This window comes from Halalkalibacter wakoensis JCM 9140 (genome assembly GCF_000513095.1).
Lineage (GTDB): Bacteria > Bacillota > Bacilli > Bacillales > Bacillaceae_D > Halalkalibacter > Halalkalibacter wakoensis.
Window position 1 is genome coordinate 21,856 of sequence record NZ_BAUT01000037.1, and the last position, 17,500, is coordinate 39,355.

Annotated in this window: 26 protein-coding genes; 23 read left to right on the plus strand and 3 right to left on the minus strand. The window is 39.6% G+C overall.

The features are described 5' to 3' along the window. Window positions 1–141: 141 nt before the first annotated feature. From JCM9140_RS13860 to JCM9140_RS13935, 19 genes are all read left to right on the plus strand, one after another. Window positions 142–669 (plus strand): P27 family phage terminase small subunit, encoded by a 528-nt coding sequence (locus JCM9140_RS13860; protein ID WP_034747562.1) that lies wholly within the window; start codon window positions 142–144, stop codon window positions 667–669. Then, a complete protein-coding gene (locus JCM9140_RS13865) occupies window positions 662–2,233 on the plus strand; it encodes a terminase large subunit (RefSeq protein ID WP_034747564.1) in 1,572 nt (523 codons plus the stop codon). Before JCM9140_RS13860 ends, JCM9140_RS13865 begins: the two co-directional genes overlap by 8 nt. Before the next feature lie 19 nt (window positions 2,234–2,252). After that, window positions 2,253–3,044 (plus strand): phage portal protein, encoded by a 792-nt coding sequence (locus JCM9140_RS25445; protein ID WP_439644303.1) that lies wholly within the window; start codon window positions 2,253–2,255, stop codon window positions 3,042–3,044. Between the two features lie 20 nt (window positions 3,045–3,064). Beyond that, complete coding sequence (locus JCM9140_RS25450; protein WP_439644305.1) at window positions 3,065–3,502, plus strand: phage portal protein; 438 nt, start codon at window positions 3,065–3,067, stop codon at window positions 3,500–3,502. Next, complete coding sequence (locus JCM9140_RS13875) at window positions 3,502–4,218, plus strand: head maturation protease, ClpP-related (protein ID WP_034747567.1); 717 nt, start codon at window positions 3,502–3,504, stop codon at window positions 4,216–4,218. Before JCM9140_RS25450 ends, JCM9140_RS13875 begins: the two co-directional genes overlap by 1 nt. Window positions 4,219–4,233: 15 nt before the next feature. Next, a complete protein-coding gene (locus JCM9140_RS13880; protein ID WP_034747570.1) occupies window positions 4,234–5,343 on the plus strand; it encodes a phage major capsid protein in 1,110 nt (369 codons plus the stop codon). 37 nt (window positions 5,344–5,380) lie between these two features. Beyond that, window positions 5,381–5,659 carry a head-tail connector protein gene (locus JCM9140_RS13885; RefSeq protein ID WP_034747573.1) on the plus strand — a complete coding sequence of 93 codons (279 nt, stop codon included), beginning with the start codon at window positions 5,381–5,383 and terminating at the stop codon, window positions 5,657–5,659. Then, window positions 5,659–5,994 (plus strand): phage head closure protein, encoded by a 336-nt coding sequence (locus tag JCM9140_RS13890; RefSeq protein WP_034747576.1) that lies wholly within the window; start codon window positions 5,659–5,661, stop codon window positions 5,992–5,994. Before JCM9140_RS13885 ends, JCM9140_RS13890 begins: the two co-directional genes overlap by 1 nt. Beyond that, the gene (locus JCM9140_RS13895; RefSeq protein ID WP_034747579.1) at window positions 5,994–6,407 is read left to right on the plus strand and encodes an HK97-gp10 family putative phage morphogenesis protein; all 414 of its coding nucleotides are present in this window, start codon (window positions 5,994–5,996) and stop codon (window positions 6,405–6,407) included. Before JCM9140_RS13890 ends, JCM9140_RS13895 begins: the two co-directional genes overlap by 1 nt. Window positions 6,408–6,411: 4 nt before the next feature. Continuing rightward, window positions 6,412–6,786, plus strand: a complete 375-nt coding sequence (gp17, locus tag JCM9140_RS13900; RefSeq protein WP_034747582.1) for a tail completion protein gp17 — start codon at window positions 6,412–6,414, stop codon at window positions 6,784–6,786. Between the two features lie 3 nt (window positions 6,787–6,789). Next, window positions 6,790–6,933, plus strand: a complete 144-nt coding sequence (locus JCM9140_RS23825; protein WP_156314883.1) for a hypothetical protein — start codon at window positions 6,790–6,792, stop codon at window positions 6,931–6,933. Between the two features lies 1 nt (window position 6,934). Further along, entirely contained in the window at window positions 6,935–7,525 is a 591-nt protein-coding gene (locus tag JCM9140_RS13905) for a hypothetical protein (protein ID WP_034747585.1), read from the plus strand. After that, the gene (locus JCM9140_RS13910; protein WP_034747588.1) at window positions 7,525–7,905 is read left to right on the plus strand and encodes a hypothetical protein; all 381 of its coding nucleotides are present in this window, start codon (window positions 7,525–7,527) and stop codon (window positions 7,903–7,905) included. Before JCM9140_RS13905 ends, JCM9140_RS13910 begins: the two co-directional genes overlap by 1 nt. A gap of 92 nt (window positions 7,906–7,997) precedes the next feature. After that, window positions 7,998–8,183: a hypothetical protein gene (locus JCM9140_RS13915; RefSeq protein WP_156314884.1), complete on the plus strand. Its 186-nt coding sequence runs from the start codon at window positions 7,998–8,000 to the stop codon at window positions 8,181–8,183. Beyond that, a complete protein-coding gene (locus JCM9140_RS13920) occupies window positions 8,180–10,597 on the plus strand; it encodes a phage tail protein (protein ID WP_034747596.1) in 2,418 nt (805 codons plus the stop codon). Before JCM9140_RS13915 ends, JCM9140_RS13920 begins: the two co-directional genes overlap by 4 nt. Further along, entirely contained in the window at window positions 10,581–11,378 is a 798-nt protein-coding gene (locus JCM9140_RS13925; protein ID WP_034747599.1) for a distal tail protein Dit, read from the plus strand. Before JCM9140_RS13920 ends, JCM9140_RS13925 begins: the two co-directional genes overlap by 17 nt. An 11-nt stretch (window positions 11,379–11,389) precedes the next feature. After that, window positions 11,390–12,787 (plus strand): hypothetical protein, encoded by a 1,398-nt coding sequence (locus JCM9140_RS13930; RefSeq protein WP_034747602.1) that lies wholly within the window; start codon window positions 11,390–11,392, stop codon window positions 12,785–12,787. A 15-nt stretch (window positions 12,788–12,802) separates the two neighbouring features. Next, window positions 12,803–12,970, plus strand: a complete 168-nt coding sequence (locus JCM9140_RS23830) for a hypothetical protein (RefSeq protein WP_156314885.1) — start codon at window positions 12,803–12,805, stop codon at window positions 12,968–12,970. An 80-nt stretch (window positions 12,971–13,050) separates the two neighbouring features. Next, window positions 13,051–13,257 (plus strand): Acb2/Tad1 domain-containing protein, encoded by a 207-nt coding sequence (locus JCM9140_RS13935; RefSeq protein ID WP_034747606.1) that lies wholly within the window; start codon window positions 13,051–13,053, stop codon window positions 13,255–13,257. 30 nt (window positions 13,258–13,287) lie between these two features. On the opposite strand, the gene JCM9140_RS13940 is transcribed toward JCM9140_RS13935, so the two are convergent. From JCM9140_RS13940 to JCM9140_RS13950, 3 genes are read right to left on the minus strand one after another with little or no spacing between them, the layout of a single operon-like run. Beyond that, on the minus strand, window positions 13,288–13,512 hold the full coding sequence (locus JCM9140_RS13940) for a hypothetical protein (RefSeq protein ID WP_034747610.1): 225 nt from the start codon (window positions 13,510–13,512) through the stop codon (window positions 13,288–13,290). After that, window positions 13,509–13,916 (minus strand): ribbon-helix-helix domain-containing protein, encoded by a 408-nt coding sequence (locus JCM9140_RS25455; protein WP_034747612.1) that lies wholly within the window; start codon window positions 13,914–13,916, stop codon window positions 13,509–13,511. Before JCM9140_RS25455 ends, JCM9140_RS13940 begins: the two co-directional genes overlap by 4 nt. Continuing rightward, window positions 13,900–14,148 (minus strand): helix-turn-helix domain-containing protein, encoded by a 249-nt coding sequence (locus JCM9140_RS13950; protein ID WP_052002275.1) that lies wholly within the window; start codon window positions 14,146–14,148, stop codon window positions 13,900–13,902. The genes JCM9140_RS25455 and JCM9140_RS13950 overlap by 17 nt, the downstream gene beginning before the upstream one ends. A gap of 133 nt (window positions 14,149–14,281) precedes the next feature. On the opposite strand from JCM9140_RS13950, the gene xerA reads away from it, so the two are divergent. The 4 genes from xerA (at window position 14,282) to JCM9140_RS13965 (ending at window position 17,484) form a co-directional block, all read left to right on the plus strand. Beyond that, window positions 14,282–15,271 (plus strand): site-specific tyrosine recombinase/integron integrase, encoded by a 990-nt coding sequence (gene xerA / locus JCM9140_RS13955; protein ID WP_034747615.1) that lies wholly within the window; start codon window positions 14,282–14,284, stop codon window positions 15,269–15,271. A gap of 64 nt (window positions 15,272–15,335) precedes the next feature. Next, window positions 15,336–16,223, plus strand: coding sequence for a phage tail spike protein (locus tag JCM9140_RS24555; RefSeq protein WP_235715355.1), 888 nt, complete (start codon window positions 15,336–15,338; stop codon window positions 16,221–16,223). Then, window positions 16,115–17,305 (plus strand): hypothetical protein, encoded by a 1,191-nt coding sequence (locus JCM9140_RS24560; protein WP_235715356.1) that lies wholly within the window; start codon window positions 16,115–16,117, stop codon window positions 17,303–17,305. The genes JCM9140_RS24555 and JCM9140_RS24560 overlap by 109 nt, the downstream gene beginning before the upstream one ends. Continuing rightward, window positions 17,305–17,484 carry a hypothetical protein gene (locus tag JCM9140_RS13965; RefSeq protein ID WP_034747619.1) on the plus strand — a complete coding sequence of 60 codons (180 nt, stop codon included), beginning with the start codon at window positions 17,305–17,307 and terminating at the stop codon, window positions 17,482–17,484. Before JCM9140_RS24560 ends, JCM9140_RS13965 begins: the two co-directional genes overlap by 1 nt. Window positions 17,485–17,500 lie beyond the last annotated feature (16 nt).

Sequence of the window (17,500 nt, forward strand, 5' to 3'; positions counted from 1 at the left end):
ACAGGAAATATGCGGGTGATCAAGGGTTTATAGGGGTAGGGGGGTATTTTAAAGTTTTTGCCCCTCTATATGGAGACCGCCCCCCCAGCTTCGCGTGAATTTTTTTCGCAAAATGAAATTTTTTCAGAGGAGGTGATTTTGATGGCAGGACGACCATCTAAACCAGTCCAATTAATCAAGTTAGAAGGTAACAAGGATAGACGTACAAAAGCCGAATTAGACCATCGGGAGAAGATGGAAAAATCGTTGCAAACAGGAACGACAATCAAGGAAGAACCTGCCACAAAAGCCGATCCTGTTGCACATAAAGAATTTTTGCGATTAAAAAAGTTATACAAAGAAATTGAATTTGTGGAAGGTTTAGACCAGGCAACCGTTAATCGTTATTGCCAGTTGAAAGGGCAAGAACATTTTCTTCAAGACCTCTATGTTGAACTAAAAACCATGATGGAATCAGAAGAGAAAATAGGCAAAAAATTAAGCGTTTATGAAGATTTAAAAGAGGTCATAACGAAACAAAATCAAGTGCGGGACAAGATGCTCAAACTGGAAGATCGTCTCTTTCTCAATCCTGTTTCTCGTATGCGAGCTATTCCTAAAAAGCCAGAGGGTGACAAAGAAGAGTCGCCAATGGCAAAGTTTTTAAAGCGTCGTGGTACCCATGGCTAGGATAGATAAAGACAGAGCTATGGAGGTTGTTGAGTTTATCCAAATGCTCAAATTGGTAGATGATTTTTACGGTGAGCCTTTTATATTACAAGATTGGCAACATGATATCTTGTGGGACGTATACGGGACGGTAAATGAACAAGGATACAGACAATACAGATATGCCTACCTTGAAATACCGAAAAAGAACGGTAAAACAACAAAGATTGCTGGCTTATCTGTTTATCATCTTGTTTGTGATCCCCCACAAGGGCAAATCTATTGTTGCGCAGCGGATAGAGCACAAGCAGGCTTAGTGTATAAAGCAGCCGTTGCAATGATTGAACAGGATGAAGAGCTCAGTAAGATTTTAAAGGTAACAGACAGCAGAAAGGAAATCTTAAACATTGAGACAGGAACTATTTTAAAAGTTCTGTCTGCTGAAGCTTTCAGTAAACACGGTATCAACCCGACAGTTGTTATTTTTGATGAACTGCATGCTCAACCAAACCGTGATTTGTGGGACGTCATGACATTCGGTGCCGGCGCGACTCGTAAAGAGCCCTTATGGTGGGTTATTACAACAGCTGGTGATGATCCAGACCGTAACTCGATTGGTTGGGAAATCCATGAACAAGCCATAAAGTTACGAGATGGGGAGCTTATCGATCCTACTTGGTATGTTAAGATTTATGGAATTAATGAAGATGATGATATTTTTGATGAAGAAGTTTGGTACCGAGTAAATCCTTCACTCGGTCACGCAATACCAATTGAAGCATTGAGAAGTGAGGCGTTAGCTGCTCGAAATTCCGAGGCAAGCGAACGTCTTTTTCGTTGGTTGCGGTTGAATCAGTGGATATCGATAAAACGTGTCGGCTGGCAACCTTTGACCTTGTGGGATCGAACAGAAGGAAAATGGGATTTATCAGAATTAGTCGGGAAGAAGTGTTATCCTGGTCTTGATTTATCCAGTACAACTGATATTACTGGGGTTGTTTACTTGTTCCCTCCGCAAGAAGGATTTGATGATTGGCGCTTCATCCACGATGCTTGGATTCCAGAGGATAACATGAAGGAGCGTGTCAAACGCGACCAAGTGCCGTATGACAGGTGGGTCAATCAAAAGTTTTTACATGCGACTCCTGGGGATGTCGTTGATTACGATTTTGTAGAAGCTAAGTTGCTAGTAGCTAATCAGCAATATGACATTGCAACAATAGGAACGGATCCATGGAATAGCCGGATGTTAACACAACGATTGATGCGCGAAGGTGTGGATGTCATTGAAATTGGTCAGGACATGAAAAATATGAGCCCTGCAATGAAAACAATCGAACGATTGATGAAATCGGGCCATATGAGTCACGAAAAGAATCCACTTGCACGTTGGTGCTGGGGGAACGTTGTCGTGGCTGTGGACGGCAATGAAAACATTAAGCCTATGAAGAATAAATCGAGAGAGCGTATCGATGTGACGGTAGCATTAGTCAATGCCATGGCGACTGCTATGCTATTTGAGGATGTTGATGTAACGGACTTAAATGAAACTACCGAAGAATTTTTAGGAATGATGGGGTGGTAGACATAAAGGAGGTGAGACGTTGAAATTTTTTAGCTGGTTTAAGAATGAAAGCGAAGAAAAACCGCAGGCCGATTTCAATAAAGGATGGAAGACGTTGGTAGAGTGGTTAGGTCTTGATGATAAAGTAGGCGATGCATTATCCGATGCCACCTACTACACATGCTTAAAAATATTATCAGAGACTATAGGTAAGTTACCTTTGAAGATGTATCAAGATACGGATAAAGGCGTTATTAAAAGTGATAAACAAGAGCTATATAATTTGCTTAAACTTAGGCCTAACCCTTATATGACATCAGCCGTCTTTTGGGCAACAGTAGAAATGAACCGAAATCATCACGGAAATGCCTACGTATGGATTCGATATAATGGTGTAGAGCCGAAAGATCTATGGATTATGCAAAGTGAGAACGTAGAGCATGTTATTGATGACGCAGGACTATTTGGTGAAGTAAATAATCTTTGGTATAAGTACACGGACCCTAAAACGAATAAGATTTATGTTATACCAAGCGACAATGTAATGCACTTTAAAACAAGTATGACGTTTGACGGAATCAAGGGTAAGCCAGTGCGTGACATTTTAAAAGAGACAGTAAACGGCAACCTTCACAGTCAAAAATTCATGACAAATCTCTATAAGACGGGACTTACAGGAAAGGCGGTACTGGAGTACACCGGAGAATTAGATGATAAATCTAAAAAGAGGTTGGTTAAAGGTTTTGAAGAATTTTCAAGTGGTTCAAAGAATGCAGGGAAAATCATTCCTGTACCACTCGGTATGAAGCTTGTACACTCAATATTAAGCTAACTGATAGCCAATTTTTCGAGCTGAAGAAATACAACGCACTACAGGTTGCCGGAGCATTCGGGATCAAACCAAACCAAATAAACGATTATCAAAAGTCAAGTTACGCGTCAGCAGAATCGCAGAACTTGGCTTTTTATGTTGATACGATTTTATTTATTGTCAAGCAGTACGAAGAAGAAATCACATATAAGCTTTTATCTCAAAAGCTTATTGATAGTGGCTACTACTGGCGCTTTAATGTCAACGTGATTTTAAGGGCTGACAGTAAGACACAAATGGAATCGTTAGCGATTGGGGTTAATAACGGCATTATCAAACCAGATGAAGCAAGAAACGAGTTAGATCGTCCAATTGCTGATGGTGGAGATAGATTATATGCGAATGGCAACTATATCCCCCTTACCTTAGCAGGTAAGCAATATGGAGCAGTTGTTGACAGCGAAGGAGGTGAGGAATAATGTTTTGGAATTTTAAAAACGTCAAGCAAGAAGACGGCTCGAATTTAATTGAGTTACGTATTGAAGGTGAAATCATAGATGACGGAGACGCTTGGATCTATGACTGGTTCGGGGAACCACACGCTTCACCTAGCGCCTTTCGTAATCAACTAGCGGAACATAAAGGTAAGGACATCACTGTTTGGATTGATAGCCCTGGCGGTTCTGTTTGGGCAGGCGCCGCAATCTATAATGCTTTAAAAGAGCATGACGGTAAAGTTATTGCCAAGATTGATAGTATGGCTTTTAGTGCCGCTTCTGTTATCGCCATGTCAGCAGATGAAATCCACATGTCGCCTACAAGCATGATGATGATTCATAACCCTTTAGGTGGTGCGTGGGGCGAGGCTAAGGACTTACGCAAGGTTGCTGACATTTTAGACACTGTTAAGGAGACAATCGTTAATGCTTACGTGTTGAAGACAGGCTTAGACGCTGACGCTATTTGGGATTTAATGAGCGATGAAACATGGATGTCGGCTAATAAAGCGATTAAGGACGGTTTTGCAGACGTGATGATGTACCAGGATGAACCGATCCAAGTGACAAACTTAGCACCAGTCAATTTTAACCGTAAAGCGATCACTAACAGTAATAAGCACACGTTAGACGTCATTAAGAAAATGCAAAATAAACAGGTACTAGACAATTTAAGTCTGGAGCTTGATTTACTATAAAAGGAGCGATAAAGAATGAACAAAAAATTAAGAGAAATGTTAGAGAATATCAACAATAAAAAAGCGGAAGCACGTGAGTTGCTGAATAAAGGTGACCGTGACGGAGCCGAAAAGTTACGTGATGAGATTAAAAATCTTGAAAAGGATTTTGACATTGCAAAGGATCTGTTCGAGGATGCACAAAAAGTAATTGAGAACAAAAAACCTGAACCGAAAACAGAAAAGACACCAGTAGCTGATTTTTGTAATGTATTACGTACTCGCCGCATTGATAACGTTGTTACAGTTAGCGTTGATGAAGATGGTGGTTTTACAGTACCTAAAGATATTCAGACAAAAATCAATGAATACCGTGAATCTAAAGATGATTTAACTAAATTAGTAACGGTGGAACCAATCAAAACAATGGAAGGTGCACGTACATTCAAAACACGTGCGCAACAAACGGGATTTATTGAAGTAGACGAACTTGCAGAAATCCCAGAAAAAGCAACACCTAAATTCACACGATTAGGCTATAAAGCAAAAAAATATGCCGGCTTCATGCGAACTTCCAACGAAGCTATCAAAGATTCAGATACTAACGTGGTTCAATTCTTAACGAAATGGGTGGGAGACGAATCAAGAGTAACACGTAACAAATTAGTATTAACCACATTAGGTACAAAAGCAAAAACAGCAATCGATGATGTGGACGGTATCAAGAAAGCCATGAACGTAACGTTAGACCCTGCATTTGCTGCTACAACTGAGGTTGTGACAAACCAAGATGGATTTAACTGGTTAGACACGTTAAAGGATGCAGAGGGTAAATATTTACTTCAACCGTCTATTACGTCTCCAAGCGGTAAACAATTATTTGGTAAAAATGTAACAGTTATTTCTAATAAAGACTTACCATCTGTAACTAATAAAGCACCTTTAATCATTGGTGATTTAAAAGAAGCAGTTGTTATCTTTGACCGTGAAAATTTATCTATTAAAGCGTCTGACGAAGCACACGATAGCTTTATTACAGACAGCACACTCTTACGTGCTATCGAACGTCTTGATGTAAAAATGCGTGATGCTGAAGCGTTTGTGTACGGAGAAATCGGTCTTGCAGTAAGCACACAAGGAGAGTAGGGGATTTCCCTATTCTTTTTGTTTTGAGGGTGATCAGATGAACTTACCAGAAGTAAAAGAGTGGTTGAGGATTGATGGGAATGATGAAGATTCAACGCTCGATATGTTGATTGGGGCTTCTCAGGATTTTTTAAGAAATTCAACAGGTTATGAGTATGAAGAGAGCAATAATCTAGCAAAAATGTATTGTCTCGTACTAATTACAGATTGGTATGAAAACCGTGAGTTAATCGGCGAAAAGCCAAGTGATAAAATCCGTTTAACCATTCAAAGTATAGCCACTCAATTGAAGTACAGTTATGGCGGTGATGATTAATGACCGTTTTAGTTAACCGTCTTGATAAACGGATTAAAATTATTCGTCCACCAGGTCCTAACGATTTAGACGGAGCAGGACAGCCATCCGATAACTGGCAAGAAGTAACAACCTTATGGGCAGCTATCGAACCACTACGAGGTCGAGACTATGAATCAGCCAGGCAAATGGTAGCAGAAGTAACCACGAGGATTAGAATCCGTTATCGTGAAGGGATTGACCGAACAATGAAGGCGATCCACATACAAAGCGGAACGGAGTTTGATATTTTGCACGTTCTCCATCCTAAATTCGCCAAGAAAGAGTTACAGCTGTTAAGCAAGGAGATGCAGTAATGGCTAGACGGAACATGAGGACTCGTATAAAAGTTGAAGGTGCTGAAGATGTGATTCGTGCTCTTCAAAAGGCTAACGCTGAAATGGAGCGCGAGTTAAGAAACCTTATATCCGAAGCGGCTGAAATCGTATTTCGTGAAGCTGATGCGAGGGTTCCCATTAAAAGTAGTAAAGCCAGGAATACTTTGAGAATTGAAATTGGAGAAACGAGAAAAGGTTATTTCTATGCAAATGTTGTGATTGGGGACGGGACCGGTAAAGAAGATCCTTTTTACATTGCTTTTTATGAACTAGGGACTAGTAGACAGCCTGCAAGACCATTTATGAGACCGTCTTTAGATAAAAGTCGCCGTAAAATAAGGCAACATTTGATAGCTGGCCTTAGATCTGTTATTGCAAAACAAGGTAGGTGAGGGAATGTTCACAAATGAATTAAGGGCATTTCTTTTAACGCATGAATCGCTTACAGAAATGGTCGGTAATCGTATATATCCTCAAGTAGCACCAGAGGGAGTTAAAGCTCCATACATTTGCTACTATGAAATGCCGAACAGTGCTCATGATATTCCCGTTTCATTTCCGCGGATTCAGTTTTCAGTTTTTTCTCCACGATATACTGAAGCGAAAAATGTCTCAGCTGAACTAAAGAACATCTTGAATCGTTACAGTGGCACGATTGGCACTAAACGAGTAATTCAAGGGGTTTGGATTGGGTTGCCTGAACTTTATGAAAGAGATACGAAATTACATCATATACCAAGTGATTTTAAGATGATTTATAGGGAGGAATAAAAAATGATTAGCGTTTATGGAAAAATACAGAAGAACGAAAAAGAAGAATTGTGTGTTCATGAAATCGCCGTTGCGGATTTGTTAGAACATTTTGACGGAAAAGAAGTAGCTATAACTATTTCAGAACTGGAAGAGGAGGAGAAATAAAATGGGAAGAAATATGACAACTGTCCAAAACAGTAATGCGATCCGGTTTGGTTCAGCTAAATTTGAGGTTGGAGAAACAGAAGAAAATTTAGTGGATTTAGGAGCCATGCGAGGTGTCGTCTTTGAAGAGACATGGGATGAAGTCAGAGTAAATAGTGATAATGCTGGAGTTATTCGTGTCGGTGTTAATAACCATATGGCTGCACTAGCCGGAGATTTGATGGAGATTAATTTAGAAACACTAGCATTGATTCGTGGTGGGATTGACAAGGTTGAGACGATCCCTGCGGTTCCTGCTAACCCAGAGGAACAAATAGAAGGAACGCTTGAAGCGATTCGCTTGTTAAGTGGTGGTATCAGCACCTTTACACCTAGAGTGGTTCGTATCACAAACTATGATGACCAAGACAGAGAATTTCGTATTACAGTTTTCCAAGCAACTCCTGAATCTGGCATTAACATTACGTTCCCAGAATCGGATTCAGAAGATCCTGCAATGACGCCTATTCGTATGGTAGGTACACCAGACGGCAAACGTAATATCGGAGAACAATTATTTGAAATTTATGATGAGCAAGGAGTGTTGGAATAATGTCAAACGGACCAGAAATTTTAGATTTAGATAAGATCATACCAAAGAAGCGGATCGTCAAATTATCAGGAAAGGAAATTGATGTTTCAAAAATTCCATCTGAGGTTACTTTGGAATTAGCCGAAAAAGCAGAGATGCTGCAATCTGGATCATCTGAGTCCTTTCCTATGGTATTCGATATGATGATTAAAATTTGTAATGCTACTAATCAAAGCGAAGAAGTGACAAAAGATTGGCTTGTGAAGAACACGAGCATGGAGCAGTTAACAGTTTTAATGGAGTTTATCATGAAACCAATCCGTGACCGAGCTGAAAAGAATCAGAAAGGACAAACGAACCCAGAAGGAAAAAACACTCCGAGCCCCAGCGACGCAAATTAGAGCTGGGGCGAATTTTTGCCCAAATGGGGAGAATGTACGCTTGGGCAACTCCAAAGTACTTACTTAAACATATGTCCATAGAAGAAATTTTTATGTATTACGACTATGGAATTGAACATGAAAAGAATAGTTCAAACATTTTGGTCAATCGCATTGCGGTTGGCCTTTTTGGTGCAAAAGAAAAACCGAAACCAATTGATGGTGATCAACCAGATAGAAAAGGGTTTTATAAACGCCATGGCTCCAAGATTAAACGACCGAGAGGAGGGAGGGTATGAGCCTTTTAGGCAATTTGACAGTTGGGATTTTAGGTAATATGGACGGTCTTACTGGCACTTTCAAAGGTGCTCAGTCCGAGATTCAAAAGTTCGGCAACAGCGCTCAACAATTAGGAAGAAGCATAAGCGGTGTTGGTGATTCATTGACGCGAAACATCACGATGCCAGCTGTTGCCGCTGCCAGTGCTTTAACTGGTGTCGCATTAGTTAAAGGTTTTGGACGATTGGTTGGAATTGATACCGCACAAGCAAAACTGAAAGGTTTAGGGCATGATGCGAAGAGCGTAGAAGTGATTATGTCATCTGCTCTTGATTCTGTACGTGGTACAAGTTATGGCATGGATGAAGCAGCAACTACCGCAGCGAGTGCCGTTGCAGCAGGAATTGACCCAGGTAAAGAATTGACCAGGTATTTGACGTTAACAGGAGACGCGGCTGCCATTGCAGGAGATTCGATGTCTGGTATGGGGTCGATATTCAACAAAGTACAGACTGCTCAAAAAGCCTACAATGGAGAACTACAGATGCTTTCTGATCGAGGTCTACCAATTTATCAGTGGCTTGCGGAAGAAGCAGGAGTATCAGCAGAAAAGGTTAGAGACTTGGCTGCAGAAGGTAAGGTTTCTTCTGAAATGTTTTTAGCGGCCGTCGAGAAGAATATTGGCGGCGCTGCTAAAACAATGGGAGAAGAGTCTTTTACTGCAGGAATAGCCAATATTGGAGCCGCTATTAGCAGGGTAGGTGCAAACTTTCTTGATGCTGGTGGTGAAGCAGGAGGTTTCTTTTCTACTATTAAACCACTTATCGGTGAAGCAATAGGTTTTATCGATGGTTTAGCAGATAGTGCGGCAGATTTAGGTGTGAAATTTGGTGAAGCTTTTAATAACATGATTGAAAAAGCACAGGAGTTAAAAGTCAGGTTCGATGACCTCTCTCCTGGCATGCAAGATTTGGTTATTAAAGGCGCTGCAATAGGTGGAGCTATATTAGTTGGAATCGGACCAGCGCTAAAAATAATTGGCGGACTTATAACTTCATTTGGATCTTTAGTAAAAGGAATAGGGTTGCTATTTGGACCGGTAGGGATTGCCGTTGCCTCCTTTGCAGCTTTAGTGGCAGCAGGAGTGCTTATTTATAAAAACTGGGACTTGATCAAGGCGAAAGCAGAAGAAGTTTTTACTAACTTTGCTCCTTTATTTGAAACTGTCAAAGGTGCCTTTCAAGATTTTTGGAACTCATTAGGCCCAATTTGGTCTAGTCTGAAAAACTTATTTGAGACACTCCAACCTCTTCTAATAGCACTTGGTGTTGCTATAGCAGGAACGGTAGTTGTAGCGCTAGGACTTTTAGTGTCTACTTTTGCTGCTGTGGTATCTGCCGTAGTTCCGGTGATCGACGCGGTTATCAATTTTGCTGACATGCTGATCAATGTTTTTTATGCGGTCATTTCTTTATTGACTGGTGATTTTTCTGGAGCATGGTCTTATTGGCAGCAAGCGTCAGAATCAGCGGTAAACGCAATGAAAAGTTTGTGGGAAGGAGTAGTAAACTTCTTTTCGACTTTCGTCCGAACAATCCTTGATTTCTTCACTGGCCTCTATATGGCTCTTGTCGGAAACTCCATCATTCCAGACATGGTGCGAGAAATTGTGGAATGGTTCCAGAACATGTTTCAGTGGTTAATCGATATCGTATTAAAAATTGTCGATGCTGTATCAAGCGGATTCAAAGATATGACCGACTTTATTCGTCTTTACTTAGAAATGGCAAAGGGTATAGTGGATGCTGTTCTTTCGTTTTTTATGCGGACCTTTGAAAATGCGACACGTTTTATTGTTGCGTTAGTACAGGGAGATTTTGGAGAAATGAAGAACATCATCAATGATCAGATGGAAAATGCATCTCAATTAGTCTCTTCAATTCTTGACAATATAAAAGGCTTCTTTGACAACCTTAACTTGTACGATAGTGGAAAGGCAATCATCCAATCCGCTATTGATGGGATCATGTCAATGAAAAGAAAGATTACTGGTGTAGTTGAAGATATTGTTGGAACTGTCCGTGATTTTTGGCCATTCTCTCCTGCTAAAAGAGGGCCATTAAGCGATATTCATAAAATGGATTTTGCGGGACCTATCTCTGACTCGATTGATAATGCGAGGTTACCGTTAGAACATGCGATGGATGCTCTAGCAGGGAATGTGTTTACAAAGATTGATACGGACGGCATTTCATTTGGCAACAACGAAGGAAAGATCGATGGAACGACAATTAACTTCGAAGGTCTGTTTAACGGGGCCATCTTTAATGTACGTAGCCAAGAGGATGTCGAGGAATTAGCAAGAATGTTAGATGAATATATGAGACGTATAGCAAGAAATGAAGGGTGGTGTATTAATGTTAACGATGGATGATGCAGTGAGATTTGAGGATTTGAATTTCATCCCATTGGTTGATCATGTCCACCCTATGACACCTAGTATACAACAACAAACCTTAGCTATTCCTGGTCGATCTGGTCTTTGGAACTTTGGTACAGAGATAGGAGAGCGACATTTCTCGATTCCTTTGGCTATACCAGGGGAGCGTATCATTCAGCAACATGACCTAAATCGTCTTGTTGCTTTTTTTCTTGATAAAAGAGGACAGCCAAGAGAAGTAAAGATTGTGTTTGATTATGAGCCAGATAAATTTTACAAAGTAACATTGGCACAGCAAATAAACCCAAGCAGGTTAGTTGGAGTCACGACATTTGATTTACCTTTAGCGGCTTATGATCCACATAAATATTTAAACGTTGAAAGTGATGAGATAACTTGGGGAAGTACAGATGTGAAATTTAATTCATTATCCATTACGTATGGACACGAGGCGGTTGGGCTTGTTCAAGTAACATCAGCGAGAACAATCAATTATCAAGTTTTAGGCAGTTTTATAAAGCCAACTATTACGATATCTGGGACAGGAAGTAACGTGACTTTATCAGCAAATGGTAAGTCTATTACTCTACCAAATTTTAATAGTGACACTTGGATTATTGACGGTAGTGATTTTTCTGTTAAAAGAAATGGAGTCGAAACTATTTTAGATGGAATTGACTTTTTAGAGTTTGTAAGTGGAGATAATTCATTGCAGATAACAGGTTCTAATTTAAATTTTAGTCTATCAATAAAATATCGAGACAAGTTTTTATAGGAGGCGGGTTGATGCCAGCAGAACGAATTAAATATGATGATGTATTACGCACAGGTACCGATAAGTTAAACGATGCGATCGATGCAGCGAATAAGGCGGAAGTTGATTCAACAGAGGCTAAGTCAATGTCTACAACAGCACTGTCTCAATCTGAAAACACTCAAATCCAATTGGACACGATTGTTATTGAAGGAGATTCGTCGGTTGAAGCTGCTCAAGCTAGGGTGAAAGCGGATGGTTCTGTAGCTCCAACTTTAAAGAGAAGATTAGATGATGATTACAAAGAGCATAGTGAACGGTTGGCACAAACTATGCAAAAACTAGATTATGAAGATGCTTCCATAGGGATTGACAGCCTATTAAAACAACTACGTGCAAAAAGTGGTATAAACCCTAATTGGGATAAATGGCAAGAAAAAGAATATAACTATGGTTTTAATACGAGTACCACACGTATATGGTCAGAATTCGAAGGTGTCGTTTCTACAGATTCTATGTTTGTTTCAAAAGGTGGTAAAGGTCGTTGGGGTTTTCATGTTTTCGAAGGGTTTGACAGTGAGGGTAAACGTCTAACCATGCTATCGGGTAAACAATCAAACATGGGTGAAATCTTTTATTTTAATCCTAACTATGACCCTAACGCTGAATGGCACACTCGTTTCGGTTCTGTTCGTATAGGTTGTGATGAACCAACATATGGAATTGAAGTTAACCCAATTGAAATGAAGTCGAACGTTCCTATCTTTTTCACAAAAAGAGAAGCAATCAGAAGACCGGATAAGCATGAGTATATAGAGATTACAGGCGGTAATGCGTTCGGATCAGCAAGAACAGGGAGCGCAATAAAGTTATACGGTGAAGACTTCACAGGTCTGCGTGGTGGATTAGAATTATTTTTCGGCAGTTACACCAAAGATTTAGTTTCTACGTCGATAAAATATAACTTCATGTCTACTACGGGAGCTAAAGAAGTATTTTCGGTTGACCATGCAGGAGTAGGACGGTTTTCGGACGGATTGAAAGTAAAAGGATTAGATGCGGTGGTTGGATTACAAGACCAATCCTTAGAAATTTCCTACGATAAGAAATTCAAGGCTAATCGTGGGGGTTCCGCAATTAGATTAAACGGTAAGGACTTCACAGGACTTAGAGGCGGTGCTGAGATTTTTATTGGTAGCTATGAGACAGATATTGCAAGCACAGCGTTAAAAGCCTCCTATATGTCCACAGCAGGAGCACTTGAAGTTTTTTCGGTCGATCAGAGAGGGCGTTTAATTGTGTCAGAAGGTATTAGACCTGGCAGGTTATCAACAGAACCGACAGCTCATGACGGATTAATTTATTATAATACAACAACAGGAAAGTTTAGAGGTTGCGAAAACGGCGTATGGAAAGATTTAATAGCTTAAAGGAGGATGGTGCTTATGAGTTTACAAGATAAATTAGTCGTTGTTCAAGAGGATTTGAAGAAGTTGAACGAAGAATATAGAAAAGTAACTTCTTACGCAGAGGGAGTCAAGGAAGAAATATTAATGAAGAACGGTCAGATGCAATTACTAAATGAGCTACTGCAAGAAGATGATACACAGTAGGACGAAACTGAGACAGAATCAATATTTGAGAAATGAGGCGCTCTTAGTGGGTGCCTCTTTAAATTTTAGGAGGAAATAATATGAAACCATCAATCGAAAACAATTTTAAATACCATGCACCTAAAGATCAAGAAACGGTGTCAAAGCACGAAGGAGTTCGTAACGAGTGTAGACATCTGGCGAATACGTTAGACACATTACTACCTGATAGCCGTGAGAAATCATTAGCTATGACTAAGTTAGAAGAAGTAATGATGTGGGCAAATGCAAGCATTGCACGCAACTAATTTAAGCATCAAAAAAGCCCCAGTTATTAGCTAGGGCTTTTCATCTATTCCGATGTATCTTGGTTCATCAAGACACGTTTCGATATGCTCTTTTAAAGTGAGGTGAAGCTTATGATCATCAATATCATCTAGCCAATCATCATAACTCATTGCTATCTTCATTTTCACAATGTCGTTATGCAGCCATTCTTCTGCTAGATCATGATGTCCAATAAACTGTTCTAATTCTTTGGCGACATCTTCTATTGTAGTCATTTGTTTAATTTAAGTCCTTTCTCTATAAGGTCTCTAATAGCTTCATTTCTATTTTTTAATTTATTCTCATGCCAGTGAGTTTCGATTTCATCAACCATTTCATCGGGGAAAGTTATTAGGATTTGAGTATTTTTTGTTTTATCTATCCCATATCTTGTTTTTACTCGTTGTTCATGTGGTATTAATACAGATTTATCTTTTGGATAATGAACATCTTTGTAATTATTTTTATGACAATCTGAACAAACAGTTTTTAAGTTACTTAAAGTATTTGTCCCTCCTTGGGAAACCGGACGAATATGATGAATTTCTAATTTAGTCTGGACACCGCAGTCACAACAAGTATAACCATCACGTTTTAAGCACCTTGTAAAAATTTCAGATACACTATTTTGTTGTTTCATTTTGATCACCTATAGAAATTTCTTTATTGTTGCATGTTAGTACTAACAAATCAGAAATATCACATTCGAGTGTACAACAAATTTTAGCCAAATTATCTAATGGTAACCTAACGGTTTCGTTTTTACACATTTCATTAATGGAAGCTAATCTAATATTCGTTTCTCGAGAAAGTTCTCGCTGGGAAAGACCTTTTTGTTTTAATATTTCAGATAAATATATAGTAATTTCCATGAAATCACCTCCAATTAGATTTTATCATTAAATTTGTACCGTTTAAAGTAACATTTTGGTTGTATCGTTTAACGGAACGTGTTATGATTAATACGAACAAATGTTCTTTAAACTATACAAAGGTGGTTATTTAATGAAAACAGCAGGTGAGTTACTAATTTCCGAAATCGCTGGGTTTATCTCTGAATTAGTGCCGATCAATGTAGAGCAAACAAAAAGTCAATTGTCTGAGATTGTAACAAAATATCATGTCACTCAGGTCGATGATGAAGAGATCCATCCTGATCTAACCGAAAAAATCCTATTGTTCCTATCAACAAAGAAATTGGAAGGGTTAAGCCCTTCTACGTTAGATGGCTATAAGTTAGATCTTCGAATTTTTGCAGAACATGTGAAGAAGAAAGCGGAGAATGTCACTGCAGCCGATATTCGTGTGTATTTAGGTAAGTTCGAGCATTTGAAAATGAGTACAATCGGAAAGAAGTTATCAGTCTTAAAAAGTTTTTTCTCTTGGCTTGCTGGTGAAGAAATTATACAACGTGATCCTACGGTTAAATTAAAGCCACCTAAGACTGAGAAGAGATTAGGAAAGGCTTTATCTATCGAGGAACTAGAAATGTTAAGAGAGGCCTGTGTGACTGTTAGACAACGTGCATTTATAGAAGTTCTTTATGCGACAGGATGTAGATTATCTGAAGTACATCAGTTAAATATATCTGACATTGATTTTCAAGAGAAAAGCTGTCGAGTTGTCGGTAAAGGTAATAAAGAACGAGAAGTATATTTTTCTTATAAAGCTATGTATCATTTGAAAAAATATTTAACCGCCCGCGAAGACGAGTGCGAAGCTTTAATGGTAACGATCCGCAAACCTTATAGACGTTTAACAAAACGAGGTATTCAGCGGGAAGTGGCTAAAATTGCTAAAAATGCAGGGTTGGAAAACAAGGTCAGCCCACATGTAATGCGTCATACATTCGCTACCTTAACTCTGAACAATGGAGCTGAGTTAGTTGCTGTACAAGAGTTACTCGGACATAGCAATCCAGATACAACATTAAGATACGCTCGTATAACAGAAGAACGCAAGAGAGAGCAACATAAAAAGTTTTTAGTACAGTAAGAGTCCGAAAGGGCTCTTATTATTTTTTAGAAATGAGGTGATTACAATCATTAAAACGCTGAACGTGAACAGACAAACCACGTCCATCTTAGAAAATGCCTACAAGATAGGCTATGATCTAACCGAGAATCAAATTTGGACAGCTCATTTTTCACTGCCTTTAAATGATCCAAAAGTAGATAAGGTGAAGCTACTTGAATACGTAGAAATCACAGACGGTGATCGTTACATCGGTTTGTTCCGTGTCATTCCAAAAAAGACAATTAAAAATGAATCAACCAAAGAGGTGACGTTTCAATGTGAGCATGTGTTGGCCACATTGTTAAACTCATCTCTATTTAAGTACCACCAACTAAGTAATTACACTACTGAAGAGGTGCTGCAGTATTTAATCGAACGACAAAAGCATAAACATTGGCGCTTGGGATCGGTTGAGTTTACCAGGCGATTTCATTATAGCTGGGAGAACGAAAAGCTTCTTTCGGCTTTTTTTAGTGTACCTAAGCCATTCAACGAGCCATATCGTTGGACGTTCGATACACAAACCTATCCGTGGACATTGAATCTTGTCCGTCCAAACGATGCAGCGAAGTGTCGTATCAAAGAAGGTTATAATCTGATAGGCTTTGAGGTCACAGAAGATCCAATGTCTGTTTACAACCGCATTTATCCATTAGGAGCAGGGGAGGGTGTTAATCAGTTAGGGATTGAGAGTGTGAATAATGGTATTCCTTATTTGGAGATACGTGAACCTAATGAAGAAATCATTGAAACAGTGTGGGCAGATCAACGCTTTAAAGATGCTGAATCCTTAATGGCAAGTGGACAAGGTTTATTAGAACAATGGCACAAGCTATCGTCACATGGTCCACAACGGCTGCTGATGTTTCTAAGATCACTGGCTTATCTGTGGATCAACTACGAGTGGGATGTGTTGTCCGTATTGATGTAGACGATATGCCGACCGTTGATATGAGAATTAACAAGGAAAAACGTTCTGATATCACTGGCGATCCAGGTAATATTCAGTTAGAAATTGGTTCTGTCCGTAAGAATCTCGGTACCACAAACGCTGATTTACAACGTAGACAGCAGATCAATGAGTTATATAGCAATGGTGCCACCAATATTGATAGTCACGGTTATCAAGATAACGCTGATCCTCAGCATCCAGCGAAGATTAAATTTTACTTAGACGAAGGTCTAGTAAACATTAACACTATGACTCTCACGTATGAGATTGAACCTTTCAGGGCTTATTCTCGCGCAATTGAAGGTGGCGGGGCTTTAGTGGATTCTACATCTGCTGGAGGAGCTGTGGTTAAATCTACATCGAGCGGTGGTGGCTCAACCCAAACTAGCTCTAGTGGAGGAGGAACAACAGCAACGAGTAGTAGTGGAGGAGGTGTGGCAACATCTACGCAATCTGGTGGGGGAACTACACAGTCAAGTGAAGCTGGAGGAGACCATGATCATTTGGTTTTTCGCGAGGTGGATTCATCAGGACCCGTTCGAACCCTTAGATATCAGGGTGCTTCTTCAGGTGGAATATTAGAGTTAATGGGGAGCGGTGGTAACATCCGAACTGCTGGATCAAGCGGGAATCACAGTCATTCAGTGTCTATTCCTTCCCACACTCATAATTTTAATGTTCCGAGTCACAGTCATGATGTGACAATTCCGAATCACCAACATACAGTTAATATCCCGAATCACACTCATGAAATTGATATCCCTGCCCACGCTCATCAGATTACATTACCTGACCACACTCATGATATTGAGCACGGAATATTTGAGCTGTCGAGAAGGCCTTCTACTGTAGAAATAAGAGTAGATGGTAATCTAGTACCGATAACTGATGTGAGAGGAAGGGACATTGACATCATTCCTTATTTGGCTACAGACAGTAGCGGTAAGATACAACGTGGCACCTGGCATGAAGTAACAATAACGCCTAACGATTTAGGTAGAATCACTGCTGATATTATTTCAAGGTTGTTTATTCAATCGCAGATAGGAGGGACTTTTTAATGCTTGTAAAAATTACTTGTCACGACAATGAAGCCTATGAGATCAACGTGGATGATTACGATCCCGAGAGCATCAATGAGCAGATTAATAATCAAGAAATCATTACAGTCAAAATTGGCAACATGATATTTTCAAGAATTGATATAAAACGAGTTGTACCGATAGAGTCAGCGCAATAGCGTTGGCTCTTTCTTA

Coding starts and splice junctions, on each gene's coding strand:
- JCM9140_RS13880 (WP_034747570.1), top strand. CDS start 4,234: ATGAACAAAAAATTAAGAGAAATGTTAGAGAATATCAACAATAAAAAA.
- JCM9140_RS25455 (WP_034747612.1), bottom strand. CDS start 13,916: ATGAAACAACAAAATAGTGTATCTGAAATTTTTACAAGGTGCTTAAAA.
- JCM9140_RS13915 (WP_156314884.1), top strand. CDS start 7,998: ATGTATTACGACTATGGAATTGAACATGAAAAGAATAGTTCAAACATT.
- JCM9140_RS13885 (WP_034747573.1), top strand. CDS start 5,381: ATGAACTTACCAGAAGTAAAAGAGTGGTTGAGGATTGATGGGAATGAT.
- JCM9140_RS13935 (WP_034747606.1), top strand. CDS start 13,051: ATGAAACCATCAATCGAAAACAATTTTAAATACCATGCACCTAAAGAT.
- JCM9140_RS13920 (WP_034747596.1), top strand. CDS start 8,180: ATGAGCCTTTTAGGCAATTTGACAGTTGGGATTTTAGGTAATATGGAC.
- JCM9140_RS13860 (WP_034747562.1), top strand. CDS start 142: ATGGCAGGACGACCATCTAAACCAGTCCAATTAATCAAGTTAGAAGGT.
- JCM9140_RS13940 (WP_034747610.1), bottom strand. CDS start 13,512: ATGACTACAATAGAAGATGTCGCCAAAGAATTAGAACAGTTTATTGGA.
- JCM9140_RS23825 (WP_156314883.1), top strand. CDS start 6,790: ATGATTAGCGTTTATGGAAAAATACAGAAGAACGAAAAAGAAGAATTG.
- JCM9140_RS13965 (WP_034747619.1), top strand. CDS start 17,305: ATGCTTGTAAAAATTACTTGTCACGACAATGAAGCCTATGAGATCAAC.
- JCM9140_RS13895 (WP_034747579.1), top strand. CDS start 5,994: ATGGCTAGACGGAACATGAGGACTCGTATAAAAGTTGAAGGTGCTGAA.
- gp17 (WP_034747582.1), top strand. CDS start 6,412: ATGTTCACAAATGAATTAAGGGCATTTCTTTTAACGCATGAATCGCTT.
- JCM9140_RS13865 (WP_034747564.1), top strand. CDS start 662: ATGGCTAGGATAGATAAAGACAGAGCTATGGAGGTTGTTGAGTTTATC.
- xerA (WP_034747615.1), top strand. CDS start 14,282: ATGAAAACAGCAGGTGAGTTACTAATTTCCGAAATCGCTGGGTTTATC.
- JCM9140_RS23830 (WP_156314885.1), top strand. CDS start 12,803: ATGAGTTTACAAGATAAATTAGTCGTTGTTCAAGAGGATTTGAAGAAG.
- JCM9140_RS13875 (WP_034747567.1), top strand. CDS start 3,502: ATGTTTTGGAATTTTAAAAACGTCAAGCAAGAAGACGGCTCGAATTTA.
- JCM9140_RS13925 (WP_034747599.1), top strand. CDS start 10,581: ATGTTAACGATGGATGATGCAGTGAGATTTGAGGATTTGAATTTCATC.
- JCM9140_RS13910 (WP_034747588.1), top strand. CDS start 7,525: ATGTCAAACGGACCAGAAATTTTAGATTTAGATAAGATCATACCAAAG.
- JCM9140_RS24560 (WP_235715356.1), top strand. CDS start 16,115: ATGGCACAAGCTATCGTCACATGGTCCACAACGGCTGCTGATGTTTCT.
- JCM9140_RS13905 (WP_034747585.1), top strand. CDS start 6,935: ATGGGAAGAAATATGACAACTGTCCAAAACAGTAATGCGATCCGGTTT.
- JCM9140_RS13930 (WP_034747602.1), top strand. CDS start 11,390: ATGCCAGCAGAACGAATTAAATATGATGATGTATTACGCACAGGTACC.
- JCM9140_RS13950 (WP_052002275.1), bottom strand. CDS start 14,148: ATGGAAATTACTATATATTTATCTGAAATATTAAAACAAAAAGGTCTT.
- JCM9140_RS13890 (WP_034747576.1), top strand. CDS start 5,659: ATGACCGTTTTAGTTAACCGTCTTGATAAACGGATTAAAATTATTCGT.